Source organism: Streptomyces sp. NPDC093984 (assembly GCF_044764595.1).
Taxonomy (GTDB): domain Bacteria; phylum Actinomycetota; class Actinomycetes; order Streptomycetales; family Streptomycetaceae; genus Streptomyces; species Streptomyces cynarae.
Genome location: NZ_JBIWIM010000029.1, coordinates 16245 through 29299, shown reverse-complemented (window position 1 = coordinate 29299; position 13055 = coordinate 16245). Strand labels below are relative to the sequence as shown.

The following is a 13055-nucleotide window of genomic DNA, read 5'->3' as shown; positions in this document are numbered from 1 at the left end:
GCCGTCGTGACGATCGAGACGCTCAAGTGTCTTGTGACTCGCATGAATGCTCCTTACTCAAGGGGAAAGCGCGCTGGGAGGCCGCTCAGATCCCGCATGGGTGGCTGTTTGGAACTGGGCTGGAGCGATCCGGAACACATCAGACCGGGCGTTGGGCCTCGTGGAGTGCCGAATGGCATTCGCTCATCGCGTCGACCGGACCTGCGGTTCGCGACCTTCACGTACGACAAAGGCAGGGGTGTTCAGAAGGCGGTGTATCCGCCGTCGACGGGGAGGACTGCTCCGGTGATGTACGACGACTCCGATGATGCGAAGAAGAGGACCGCGTCGGCGACTTCTTCGGGGGTGGCGAGGCGTTGCAGCGGGATCTGGGTCTCGCGCTCGCGGCGGAAGGCCTCAGGGTCGGGGCTGCGCTGGATCGCTGCTTCGATGATCGGGGTGGCGGTCAGACCCGGAGCGACGACGTTGACGCGGATGTTGCGCGGGGCCCATTCGATCGCCGCGCCCTTGGCGAGCATGATGAGGCCTCCCTTGGCGGCGGAATACAGGACTTCACCCGGCTTGCCGACCATGCCGAGCCGTGAACTGACGCAGACGACTGAGCCTCCTTCGGGGGGCATCAGCGGCGCGAAGTGCTTCATCACCAGGAACGCGCTGAGCAGGTTGCTGTCGAGCACGTTCTTCGCGTCGTCGTAGGGCATCTCGGTGAGCGGGCTGCTGGCCTGCAGGCCGTGGTTGAGGACGACGACGTCGACGGTGCCGAGGGACTGGGCGGCCTGGTTGGCCAGTCCCTCGACGAACGCCTCGTCATTGAGGTCTCCCGGGACGTACAGGTCGTCGGGCTGGGCGGCGTTGAGTTGCTCCTTGCGGCCGGTGAGCAGCAGTCGCGCGCCCTCGCGGCGGAAGTGGGAACTCACCGCCTGCCCGATGCCACTGCTGGCACCGGTCACCAGGGCCGCGACGTTCTTGAGTCTCATGTCAGACATTCCTTCACGGGGGGGGGAGAGGTCGGTCGGGTGGCGCTCGGCCAGGGGGTCTCGTCCCGGGGCCCGTCAGCTGAGGAATCCGCGGGCGTCGACCGGCCACCGCTGCAGCGACGTGCCGGCGCTGTCGGTGACGATCAACTCCTCGAAATTGACGACAACTGGACAGACGTGGTTCGGCACCACCGGCACCACGGTGCCGACCCTGAGGCGGAACTCGCCCGCGGGCAGCGCGAGGAATCCGTGGTACTCGTTGAGCTTGGACAGAACGGCCGTCGTGCCGGCGACCCGGCCGTAGCCGCGCTCGATGCTGCCTTCGCGGCTGAGGGCCTTGGTGCCCGCGTCGAGGATGACCTGCTCGGGCACCCAGTCGCTGACCACGGTGGCGGCGACGAACAGCGCGATCTGATCGTCCGTGCAGGCGCCGAGCCGGGCGTTGTTCAGATCACCGAAGACGTACTCGCCGGGACGGATCTCGGTGATCACACTGCTGGTGGAGAACTCGACGGTGGGGGTGGAGCCGGCACTGACCACCTGTGCGGTGATCCCGACGCCGTCGAGGCTGCGTACCGCGGTGGTGAGCGCGGCATCCTGGTCCCGCGCGGCGCGCTCGCGAGCGTCCGGGCCGGAGCTGCCGTGACCTGGATAGGTGAAGACGCCCACCGGCACCAGGCCGCGCTTGCGGGCGGCGAGCGCGAGGTCGCCCGCGGCCTCGGGCGGCGCTCCGGAACGACGAGCACCACAGTCGACCTCGACCACGACCTGCAGCCGGTCCGGTTCGTCGCCCATCGCGTCGGCGAGGGCCTCGATCGCCGCGACGTTGTCCACGCCGACCCGCAGCCGGACGGACTCGGCGAGTCGGCAGATCCGTGCCCCTTTCGTTCCCGCGGGCCAGATCGGGTAGGCGAGGAAGATGTCGTCGAATCCGGCCGCGGCGAAGACCTCGGCCTCACCGACGTTGCCCGCGGTGATTCCGACCGCGCCGGCCTCGATCTGCCGCCGGCCGATTTCCACGCACTTGTGCGTCTTGACGTGCGGCCTGACGTCGAGGTTGTGCTGGGCGGCGAAGCCCTGCATGCGGTCGATGTTGCCTTGCATGACGTCGACCAGCACGATCGGCGCGGGGGTGTCGACCCGCTCGACCAGAGCGTCGAGTGCTCGTTGGAGCCGGTTCACACTGCCCTCCTTGTGGTTCTGCCCTGGGAATGATCGAGGGGCGCGGTGCTGACTTCCCCGGATGCCGAACGTGCACGGCCCGCGACATCACGCGCTCGCGTACACCGCCGTCGCGTCCGCCCTACACCGCGGTGCAGACCATCTGGATCTCGACCGGACTGTTGAGCGGCAGCCCGGCGACACCGATCGCCGTGCGAGCGTGTCGTCCGTTCTCGCCCAGCACCTCGATGAGCAGTTCACTGGCCGCGTTGGCGACCCGTGACTGCAGACCGAAGTCCGGCGTACTGGCCACGAAGACCAGCATCTGCACGATCCGGATCCGGTCCAGATCTCCCACCGCCTGCACAGCGGCGGCGAGTGCGTTGAGCGCGGCATGGCGCGCGAGCTCCCGCGCCGTCTCCAGCTCGACGTCCCGGCCGACAATGCCCTGACCCAGCAGCTCGCCGTCCCGGTAAGGCAGTTGGCCCGAAATGTGGATGCTGGAGCCCACCGTCCGGTGGTGTACGTAGTACGGGTTACTGGCGAGGACGGGCAGGTCCAGACCCAAGGCCTTAAGCCGATCGGAAGCCGAGCCGGTGTTCACTGCGGAAGTCACGGGCCCGCTCACTGAGCCACCGCCGTGGACGGTGCGGGGCGTACACCCTGGCAGCTGGCCACGAGAACCCGCTTCGCATGAATCTTGATCATCTGTACTCGGTTCTCCTCTTGAGCAGCAGTGGCGGAGAAGCGCCGCATGATGGCTTAAAATCGCCACCGTATTGTCGTTTGTCGACCATATGAGCGCCCGTCGAGAACTGTCAATACACACTTCAGCTTCGAGCGCGACCTGGAACACCGCGTGCGGCTCGATCCGCCGTTGCTGGAAGCGACGGTCGACGCCGTCGCCCGACTCACCGGTCTCATGCGGTTCGGCGTGGCCCAGTATGTGCAGCACACCTGTCCGCATCACGATCGCTGACGACGGCGGGATCTCGAGCGGTTGACAGGGATGGTCGACCTCACCCACGACGAGATCCCCATGCCACAAGGGCGGCTTGACCTGCTGCCCGGTTGTTCCGGCAAGGCCTACAGCGACTGGCTGATGTTCCACGGCCGGGAGAAGGCCATCGACGTCTCATTTGAGGACCGGGACGCCTGCTGGACCCTTTCTCCATCGTCAACTCGGCACCCATGCCGTCGACGACGTCCACCGCCGGGTTCCGGGCGACAGGAGATCACGGCTACCGCGGCCGTAAGAAGGACCCGCTCCTCGGCATCTTGACCGTCCTGCGCTGCGGCGCCAGAACCTCACCGCCCGCCGGAGCGTACCGCTCGAGCGAGCGATGGTGGCGGTGCGCCCAACGACCCCGATGCGTCTACCAGGAGAGTCGAGGGCCGACGAGTCGGCGAAGATCCTGGCCGCCTGCCCCGACCTGCCCGATCCCCTGGACCAGGCGACTCGGCGAGATCCTGAAGCAGTGTCGCGACGTGTTCCCGGCCTACCGCGAGACCGGCCGCGCCGACACCAGAGCCGCCGTCAATGGCTTCATCGAGCTTCACCGATGCGTCGCCTTGCGGCTGCAGGAATCCTGCCGACCAAGGCACCCGGCGACAGCTGCCTCCGGTGTTCGGGCCGGCGGTCTGGCCGACCGCATACCCGTGCTTCGCCCAGGGGTCGATGCCAAGGACACTGCCGGGTTGATCCTGACTTCACGGTGGCGAGCTGGCTTGGACACTTCACGCAGGCGGCATGGCCTCATGCGTGCCGGGGCGCGCCTTCCCCTTGATCTCCCGTCTGGGCTCGCAGCCCCATGGGGAAATGGGCAGCCAGTTCCTGGCGGAACGCGTCGGCGTCGCCTTCCAGGGCAACCGCGGCCAACCTCTCGTGCTCGATGACCAATTGATGCGGGTCGTCGCTGTAAGTGCGGTGATCGGCGCTGAGGTGGAGGCGCAGCTTGGTCTCCCAGCCGTTCCAGAGACTCTGCAGGACGCCGTGCCCCGAGAGTTCGTAGAAGAGCCCGTGGAAGCGAAGGTGCGCGTCGATGCTGGCCGGGATGTCGTCCTTCTCCATGGCCCGGCGGAGATCCTCGACGGTTTGCAGCAACCGCGGCCGCTCAGGACCGCGCAGTGCTTCGGCCGAGAGCTCGGCGGCGTACGGCTCGACACGTAGCCGCACTGAGTCGATCTCGGCGACCTCACGAGCGCTCACCTCTACGACGAATGCCCCACGGTAGGGGATCTTGACGACGAGCCCCTCCTCCTCCAGCTTGGTCAGCGCCTCGCGCAGCGGGGACCGGCTGATACCGAGATCCCCGGCGATGTGTGCCTCACGCAGCTGGCCACCAGGAGGTACGGTCCCGTCGAGGATGGCAGCGCGCAGTGTGCGGTAGACACCGTCCGGCGTCGTCATCCGCTGCTCCTGCCACTCGAACTTGTGGTCCACCCCGTCGCCCTCCCTTGCCCGTTGTCGACCACCTGGTCGTTTGTCGACTATACCTCCGCTGATCTGCATCGACACCTCAGGTTGGTTATCTGCGCCCCAGGTCGGCGTCTCGGAGGTGCATGTGGACCGGCAGCAGGGTGCAGCCGGCCATGCAGGCGCCGTGATTGGGGCGGTACCGGACCAAGGCGGCCCTGCTGGGACGTGTCCAGCAGAGGCGACGTGGTTGACCGGGCCGCGGCGGAAGTGGATCCGGTAGAACTCGCGCAGCACTGTGCGTTGAATCCGTTCATGGACTCCGTTGCGCCGTGAAGGCCGGGGCGGGATCTGGTGAGGGCGATCCTCCACTCGGTGACTCGCGCCTTGAACGCCTTGTGGGGGGTGAGCGCGGCGGTCCGTGGCTCAGGGTGCCCCGGATGTGCGGCGCAGCACCCGCGCCTCCGTACGCCAACTGTTCGCCTTCTTCGTCCAGTCGTACCAGGTCTTGCGGGAGACGCCGAGCTTCTGGCAGATCGGTGACGTTTCCGATCCTGGCGGCGTGCTCGATCACCCGCACCGGCGGTCGTGCACCACCTCCCCGTGGGTCACGGAATGGCCTTCTTCTCTGCATCTCAGCGATCCGGAGACTGCCTCCCGTGACCCGCAACCGCACGTGGGCGTCAGGGGCGGGGCAGGCCGAAGAGGACCGGGAGGTCGGCGATGTCGGTGATCCGCTTGTAGCCGAGCCAGTGTTCGTCCTGCTCGAAGCCGCGGTCGACGTACACCTTGTTCTTGATGCCCAGGTTGGCCGCGGAGCGCAGGTCATACATCGGGCTCGCGGAGACGTGCACGATCTCGTCGGGTGTCACGCCGAGCTTATCGAACGTGTACTCGAACGCACGGAGCCGTGGCTTGTAGACGCCCATCTCCTCGGCGCTGATGACGACCTCGAACGGGGCCTTGAGGTTCTCCGCGAGGCGCACGGCATGCGCGGTGTCGCTGTTCGTGATGATGACCAGCGGGACTTCCTCGGCCAGGCGGTTCAGCGCCTCGGTGACACCGGGGTACGGGCCCCAGGTGGGGATGATCTCGTACACCGCCCGCGCGTCGTCCTCGCGGTACTCGAGACCGACCCAGCGCGAGGCGCGTTCCATGGAACGAGCGACGACCTGGTGGAACGGCTGGTATGCGCCCGTGCACTCGTCGATCCGGTACGCCTTGCAGATCCGCAGGTACTCATCGGCGACCTCGGCCGGCAGCCGGTCGCCCAGGACCTCACGCATTGCGTCGTTGATGCTGAACTTGATCAGCGTCCCGTTCATGTCGAACGTGACGAACTTCGGCTTGCTCTCGAACTCCATGGGTCTCTCCAGTTGCCGATCGAAGGAGCCAGGCACTGTCGCTTGTCGATTGTCGACGATAAGGTTATTGTCGACAACTGTCAACAGGCCCGAACTTCCCTCAGGCCCACTCTGCGGAACCCTCGAAAGGGCCTGAACCCACGCGCCGTGCGTTCACAACGGACGGCACTGGCAGGAGAGAGCAGCGACATGAAGTTCACCCCTTACTGGCTTGACACCGCTCCCCAGGGTCCGGACCGGTCCCGGACCGAGGTCGGTGGGCGCGTCGACGTGGCGATCATCGGTGCCGGCCTGACCGGCCTCTCGACGGCACTGCATCTGGCGCGCAAGGGCGCCAACGTGCACGTCTTCGAGAAGGACACGGTCGGATTCGGGGCATCGGGCCGCAACGGAGGCATGGCCACCACGGGCCTGTCGATCGGGTTCCGCGACGCGATCTCCCGCTATGGCTTCGACACCGCCAAGCGGTATCTGATGACCTACCACGACGCGGTGGACACCCTCGAGAAGCTCGTCGCCGAAGAGGGGATCGACTGCGACTTCGCCCGCACGGGCAAGCTGGTCCTGGCGTCCAAGCCGGCTCACTTCGAGGGCCTGCGCAAGACCCACGAGATCATGTCCGGCCGGCTCGGGGTCGAGACCCGGCTGATCCCCAAGAGCGAGCTCCACTCCGAGATCGGCTCCGACCGCTTCCACGGCGGGATGGTCGATGCCAAGAGCGCGGGGCTGCACGTCGGCAAGTTCACCAAGGGCCTCGCCGAGGCGGCCGCGCGGCTCGGCGTCACCCTTCACGAGAAGGCACCGGTCGAGAGGGTCGAGCGGCTGGGCGGCACGCGGCACCGGCTGGTCACTCCGCGCGGGACCGTCGAGGCCGACCAGGTGCTCGTCGCGACCAGCGGCCACACCCGCCGACCGTTCCGCTGGCAGCAGGTCAGGATCGCGCCCGTCGGCAGCTTCATCATCGTGACCGAGCCGCTCGGCAAGGACGTCTGCGACATGCTGCTGCCGAACCGGCGGATGGCATCGAACACGTTGAACCTGCTGAACTACTTCCGGATCACCCCGGACCACCGGCTGCTGTTCGGTGGTCGCGCCCGTTTCGCCATGTCCAACCAGCAGTCGGACGCCAAGAGCGGGCGCATCCTGCACAAGGCGATGACCGAGGTCTTCCCACAGCTCACGAACGCGCGCATCGACTACTGCTGGGGCGGCCTGGTCGACATGAGCATGGACCGCATGGTGCACGCGGGCGAGCAGGACGGGCTGTTCTACTCGCTCGGCTACTCCGGCCACGGTGTGCAGATGGCGACGCACATGGGCCAGCAGATGGCCGAGTACATGAACGGGACGCCGACCGCCAACCCCTGGCGAGACCTGCCCTTCCGACGGATCCCGGGCCACTTCGGCCCACCCTGGTTCCTGCCCTTCGCGGGCGCCTACTACAAGTTCAAGGACCTCATCAAGTAGGCGAGAAACAGAGATGCTCAGCAGATGGGCGGTGGACGTATGACACCCCCCTCGCATCACTGGTTGTACGTCTCGCCGGATCGCCCCCGGTCTGTGGGTGGAGACCTGCCCGGGATCGACAGGCCCGTGCGCCACGACGCCTCCGACTACCGTCTGCTGCCACGGGCCGTGGCCTTTCCGCAGCACCACCGACCACATGGTCGGTGGTGCTGCGGGCTTGCCGTGAGGGTGGTGTGCCGGTCACGGCCCCGGGGCGGTGGCACCAGCATGGCGGGCAACGCGGTCGGGCCGAGTGCAGTCCTGGTTTGCTCCCGGTACATGAACCGGGCCCTGGACATCGACGCCGAGGCGCGCACGGCGCAGGACGAGGCTGGCGTGGTTCTTGGGATGTGCTGCGGAGTGCGACCGCGTCGCGCGGGCTGGACTTCGGTCCGGGGCCGTCCTCGCACAGGTGCTGCACGCTGGGCGGCATCGAGTGCTGGACCTTCTGGCGCGGGTCATCCTTGGCGACGGCCGGTGCCACGGAGCTGACGGGCAGGTGGTCAACGGGCTTGAGAGGTGGCCGTCGAAGATCGGGCGGCCGCTCGGCCCGCGGATGTGGTGTGGAAGCCGTCGAGGGCGCAGCTCACTGGGAGTCGTTGCGGGTGAGGGACGGACCAGGGGCCCATGCGATCGCCTTTCCAGCCGTCTCGGTGGCCATCTACGGGTGGCCGATGGACGACGCCGCCAGGATCGCGGCGCCGACGGCAGGGGCGACGAGGAGACCGGAGAAGGACGGCAGGTTCGTCCTCTTCGACGCGGGCGCGTACGAGGCGCTCGCCCGGCAGGCCGACCGATCAGGATCGTGGCTCGTTCACCCATCCCGTGCGAGTCCCCTGTCCAACTGGGCCGAATGCGCTGATTGCCGAAGACCTCGTCACCCGGCTTGCAGAGGGCGACACCGGTGCCCAGCGCCGCCGGGTGCTCGGCGAGCCTGTCGAGCGGATCCAGCCCGACCTGATCACCCGCAAGGGGAGAGCCCGTCCGTTGCGAGCATCTACCGTGCTCGCTGTCGGGTTCAGCCGACGCCATTTGTTACAGTTCCAGCCGGAAATAAAAACCGTTACGCTCGCGGTATGCGGTCACCGCTCCAAGGCAGGGCGCCGACCCAGCGACGTCGAGGTGGTTTCGCCGTTGACCAGCGGCTGGCCCCACAGGAGTGCAGTGGTCCGCGAAAGCTCGCTGCCGGCAGTCAGTTGGTCGTCGTTCCCCGGGCTTCCTGCTCTTCGCCGCAACGCGGCGATGCGCTCCTGGAGTGCTTGGGGGACCTGCGGAGTTCATGACAGATGAGTCGAGAACCGTCCGGCAAGGCGGAAGACGCCGATACGGACCCCTTCGAGCGTGCCCGGGCGGGAGCGACGGATCCACCGGAACACCCGCTTCTCACCGCGTCGAAACCCCTGGTCGGACCGCCCGAATCGGCCCCTGCCCGATCGGCGTACCGGGCTCGCTATGGTCATCACGTGACCAACCCGACCTCACGCGACTACAACAAGGCATCAGTCCTCGACGTGGTCCTCTCCCACGCGCCCTTGACGCGGAACCAGCTCATCGAGCTGACGGGCCTGAGCAAGGCCACGGTGTCCAGAGCGGTTGAGGAGCTGCGGGCCGACGGCTTCGTCGTCGACAGCGGGGTCGACGAGATCACCGGCCGCGGCCGCCGCTCCACCTATCTGGACCTGCCCGGCACGACCGGGCACGTCGCCGGTGTCAGCTTCGGTGCCCAGACCACCGGCGTGCTGGTGACCGACCTGAGGGGTCGTGAGATCCAGCACGTGACGGTTCCCACCGCCGATCACCAGGAGGTCGAGGACGCCGCGCGATGGCTGGTCGACCTCATCGCGCAGGCCACCCGATCTGCGCAGGGTCCTCTGCGTCAGATCGTCGCCGCCGTGCCCGGCCGGGTCCGGGGCGGCACGGAGATCTTCGGCCCCGCGGAGTCGACGAAAATCTTCGCGGGCTCAGGCCTCCAGCAAGCCGTCGAAAACCTGATCAAGGCCCCCGTGCTCCTCGACAGCGATGCCAACGCCTCCCTGCTCGGGATCCTCACGAACGACGCAACCATCAAGAACGCCGCGCTCTTCAGCGTCAGCACCACACTGAACTTCGCCAGCTGCACGGATCACGAGCTCGCACGGGGAGGTACACCCACCTTCGGCGACATCGGTGTGCTCTCCTCCGGAGTCGGCGACGAGAACCTCGACGAGCTGCTGAGCACCCGAGGTCTGCTCCGGTTCGCCCGCAAGCAGGGGCTCGACCTGGAGCGCATCGAGGATCTCTGGCTGCAACCGCACACCGAGGCGCCGCACGCCGAAGTGCTGCAGGCGTTCACCACCGCGATCGTGACCGCTGTCAGCGTCGTCGCCGTGACGCTCGACCCGGAGTCGGTCTACTTCGTGGGCCGGCTGCGCCCGCTCGTCGAGGTCGTCCTTCCCCAGGTGCGCGGGCGGCTCGACCAGAGCCTCCCGGCGGTGCCGGAGATCAGGACGGGTCCGCATCAGATCGGTCTGTCGACGGCACAAGGCGCTGTCTACGCATGCCTGACGATCGTTCAACAACGGCTGCGCGACGCCGTGCTCGGAGCACGGCAACAGAACCGGCTCTCGGAGAAGTCCGCACCGGCCTTCTGAGCCGACCGCCGGCAGGCGAGACGCTCCGGGCCGCAGGTCAGGACACGGGGCCCGCCGTCAGACGGAGCCCACGACGGCAACAGCCGGCCGGCGCCTCTCGCCTCATGACAGTGCCGATCTCGCCCCACATCGCCGCTCACCGAACTCCGGCGTACTGGCCACGAAGACCAGCATCTGCACGATCCGCTACGTGTCGGAGCAGCTGCCGTACAAGGACGGTGTGCTGCTGGGGCAGGCCATCGGCGGCCGGGACGTCGAGACAGCAGGCGGCGCGGGTCCGGCGCCTGGACATGTCGACGTGGCGAATCACCGGGGCGGACAAAAAATTTTCTAGTTTCAGATTGGAACTGGAATTAATGATGGTATGGTTCCGGCCAACGCAGCGAGCAACCCTGGAACGAGACTGAAGGTGTGCCTGCCGATGACTTCGACGCTGAGTCGGGCGCTAGCCCACTACCCCAACCGGTTCGACCCCGGGGTACTGGGCGAGCTCCCCGACCACCTCCGAGAGACCATCCAGCGCCGGAACAAGGTGCTGGGCCCTGGCTACACGCTGATCTACAGGGAGCCGGTCGAGTTCGTCTCCGGCCGCGGCGCCCACCTGATCGACCGTGACGGCAACGACTACCTCGACGCCTACAACAACGTCCCCTGCGTCGGGCACGCCCACCCCCACGTTGTAGAGGCCGTCGCCCGCCAGATGGCGGTGGTCAACACCAACACCCGTTACGTCCAGGAAGCACTGGTCGACTACGCGGAGCGGCTACTTGCGACGTTCCCCGAGGAGCTGTCCAAGCTGAGCATCGCGTGCAGCGGGTCGGAGGCGAACGACCTGGCGGTTCGGGTGGCGCGGTTCCACACGGGCGGTGAGGGCATCATCGTTACCCGCTGGGCTTACCACGGCCTCACTCGTGAGGTGGCGAGCTTCTCACCGACCCTCGGTGCGGGCTCGCCGCTGGGCCCGAACGTCCGGCTCATCGACGCTCCTGACCCGCGCCTCGTCGCGCCCGGATCCACGCTCGACGAGCACATGCGGCAGCAGGTGCGCGGCGCGATCGGCGACCTCGAGCGCCACGGGTACCGGCTCGCGGCCCTGATCACCGACTGCGCCTACAGCAGCGATGGCATCTTCACCGACCCCCCCGGCTACATGCAGGCCGTGGTGGAGGAGGTGCACGCGGCCGGCGGTGTCTACATCGCGGACGAGGTCCAGTCGGGATTCGCCCGGCTCGGGGAGTCGATGTGGGGCTTCAGCCGTCACGGTGTGCTGCCGGACATCGTCACCATGGGCAAGCCGATGGGCAACGGGCTGCCGATCTCGGGTGTGGTCTTCCGCCCCCAGGTCTGCGAGGAGTTCGGACGCAACGTCCGCTACTTCAACACCTTCGGTGGCAGTTCCGTCCCCGTGGCCGCAGGCGCCGCGGTGCTGGACGTCTTCGAGAAGGAGAACGTGCAGCAGCGCGTCTTGGAGAGCGGCAACGCTTTGCGCGCGGGGCTGTGGGAGATCACCAAGGATTCCCCCTACGTCGCCGAAGTCCGCGGCGCCGGTCTCTACGTCGGCGTGGAGATCGTCAAGGACCGCCAGACCCTCGAGCCCGACCGCGCACGTGCCGAAGACGTCATCAACGACATGCGCGATCGCCGCATCCTGATCAGCGGCACGGGCACGTCGGCGAACACGCTGAAGATCCGCCCTCCGCTGGCCTTCGACTCCGCCGACGTAACGCGATTCCTCGAGACCTTCGCCGAGGTCGCGAAGAACCGTCTGTGACAGGCTGACCGAAGGGACTGACCGTGAACACCTCACCAGCTACGAACCATGCTCAGCGGCTCCTCCAGGAGAGCGGCCTGACGTCGTCCCACGAGCCCATCGACGTGATGCTGGTGAGCATTCTCCTTGAGGAGCACTACCGCCTCACCGGGCGCCTGGGGCGACTGGCGACGGAGAAGGACGACACGTTCCAACTCAGCACAGACTCGAGCAACTGCCTCGTGAAGGTCTCACCACCTGACGAGGCGGAGGCGGTCGTCGCCCTCCAGACCGCCGCGATGCGCTACCTCGAAACCACCGCTGCGCACTTGCCTGTCCAGCGGGTGAAGCTGACCGCCGACGGAGACGACCATGTCACGATCAGGCTGAACGACGGCAGGACTCGCATCCTGCGGGTGTTCGACTTTGTCGAAGGCCAGGTCCTGGCCGATGCGAACCCGGACGCGGAGCGGCTCGCCGAGGCGGGCGAGATGCTGGGGCTGATCGACGTGGCGCTCAGGCCGTTCACGCACCCGGCGGACCGACGAGGTCTTGCATGGGACATCCGGCATTTCCATCAGATGACCGAATTGGTCGAGCACACGCCGAGCCCCGAGCACCGCCAGTTGGCCCAGTCGGTCTTCCGGCTCTTCGGCGAAAACGTCGTCCCGAGGCTGAGTGATCTCGAAACCCAAGTGATCCACGGCGACTTCAGCCCTTACAACATCGTGGTGGATCCACAGAGCGATCACTTCGTCACCGGTGTCATCGACTTCGGCGACACGGTGCGCAGTGCAGTGATCTTCGACCCCGCCGTTCCCATGGCGAACCTGCTCAGCAGGACGCCGGAGCATCCCTGGCGGGACGCCTGCGCCTTCGCCGCCGGCTACCAACGCAAGCGGCCGATCAAGGCCTCGGAACTCCCGCTGCTCCCGGTTGCCGCGTTGGCACGACTCACGCTGCGTGCGCTGATCACGAACTGGCGCGCGGAGCACGCACCCGAACGGCGCGAATACCTCCTCGGTCACGCCAAGGACGACTGGATCAATATCGAGCGTTCCTTGACCGTGAGCCTGGACGACGTCGTCGCGCACCTCAGGGAAGCCCGTCACGGGCATTCCTGAAAAGCCAGTCCCGAACATGTGCAGTTGCCCTCAGAAAAAGACAGGGCAGATGAAGACGCTGGAGACCTACCACGTCTTCGGGCGGTTCGCGAACGAGCCCGCGTTACGGCTTGCTGACCGGCTGGCC

General features: G+C 67.1%; 11 protein-coding genes. 6 read left to right on the top strand and 5 right to left on the bottom strand.

Features of this window, described 5'->3' with window-relative positions:
- Window positions 1–242: 242 nt before the first annotated feature.
- The 5 genes from ACIRC0_RS38320 to ACIRC0_RS38300 form a co-directional block, all read right to left on the bottom strand.
- On the bottom strand, window positions 243–977 hold the full coding sequence (locus tag ACIRC0_RS38320; protein WP_403626333.1) for an SDR family NAD(P)-dependent oxidoreductase: 735 nt from the start codon (window positions 975–977) through the stop codon (window positions 243–245).
- A 75-nt stretch (window positions 978–1052) separates the two neighbouring features.
- The gene (locus ACIRC0_RS38315; protein ID WP_403626330.1) at window positions 1053–2159 is read right to left on the bottom strand and encodes an alanine racemase; all 1107 of its coding nucleotides are present in this window, start codon (window positions 2157–2159) and stop codon (window positions 1053–1055) included.
- 121 nt (window positions 2160–2280) lie between these two features.
- Window positions 2281–3165 (bottom strand): RidA family protein, encoded by an 885-nt coding sequence (locus ACIRC0_RS38310; protein WP_403626327.1) that lies wholly within the window; start codon window positions 3163–3165, stop codon window positions 2281–2283.
- Between the two features lie 729 nt (window positions 3166–3894).
- Window positions 3895–4548 carry a GntR family transcriptional regulator gene (locus tag ACIRC0_RS38305; protein ID WP_403626324.1) on the bottom strand — a complete coding sequence of 218 codons (654 nt, stop codon included), beginning with the start codon at window positions 4546–4548 and terminating at the stop codon, window positions 3895–3897.
- A 689-nt stretch (window positions 4549–5237) separates the two neighbouring features.
- Window positions 5238–5918 carry a haloacid dehalogenase type II gene (locus tag ACIRC0_RS38300; RefSeq protein ID WP_403626321.1) on the bottom strand — a complete coding sequence of 227 codons (681 nt, stop codon included), beginning with the start codon at window positions 5916–5918 and terminating at the stop codon, window positions 5238–5240.
- Window positions 5919–6107: 189 nt separating this feature from the next.
- Between ACIRC0_RS38300 and ACIRC0_RS38295 the strand changes: the two genes are divergently transcribed.
- From ACIRC0_RS38295 to ACIRC0_RS38270, 6 genes are all read left to right on the top strand, one after another.
- Window positions 6108–7385, top strand: coding sequence for an NAD(P)/FAD-dependent oxidoreductase (locus ACIRC0_RS38295; RefSeq protein ID WP_403626318.1), 1278 nt, complete (start codon window positions 6108–6110; stop codon window positions 7383–7385).
- A 24-nt stretch (window positions 7386–7409) separates the two neighbouring features.
- Window positions 7410–7916 (top strand): FAD-binding protein, encoded by a 507-nt coding sequence (locus tag ACIRC0_RS38290; RefSeq protein WP_403626315.1) that lies wholly within the window; start codon window positions 7410–7412, stop codon window positions 7914–7916.
- Between the two features lie 971 nt (window positions 7917–8887).
- Window positions 8888–10054 carry an ROK family transcriptional regulator gene (locus ACIRC0_RS38285; RefSeq protein ID WP_403626312.1) on the top strand — a complete coding sequence of 389 codons (1167 nt, stop codon included), beginning with the start codon at window positions 8888–8890 and terminating at the stop codon, window positions 10052–10054.
- Window positions 10055–10244: 190 nt separating this feature from the next.
- On the top strand, window positions 10245–10388 hold the full coding sequence (locus ACIRC0_RS38280; RefSeq protein ID WP_403626309.1) for a hypothetical protein: 144 nt from the start codon (window positions 10245–10247) through the stop codon (window positions 10386–10388).
- A gap of 87 nt (window positions 10389–10475) precedes the next feature.
- A complete protein-coding gene (locus tag ACIRC0_RS38275; protein WP_403626306.1) occupies window positions 10476–11825 on the top strand; it encodes an aspartate aminotransferase family protein in 1350 nt (449 codons plus the stop codon).
- A 23-nt stretch (window positions 11826–11848) separates the two neighbouring features.
- Window positions 11849–12928 carry a phosphotransferase gene (locus tag ACIRC0_RS38270; protein ID WP_403626303.1) on the top strand — a complete coding sequence of 360 codons (1080 nt, stop codon included), beginning with the start codon at window positions 11849–11851 and terminating at the stop codon, window positions 12926–12928.
- Window positions 12929–13055 lie beyond the last annotated feature (127 nt).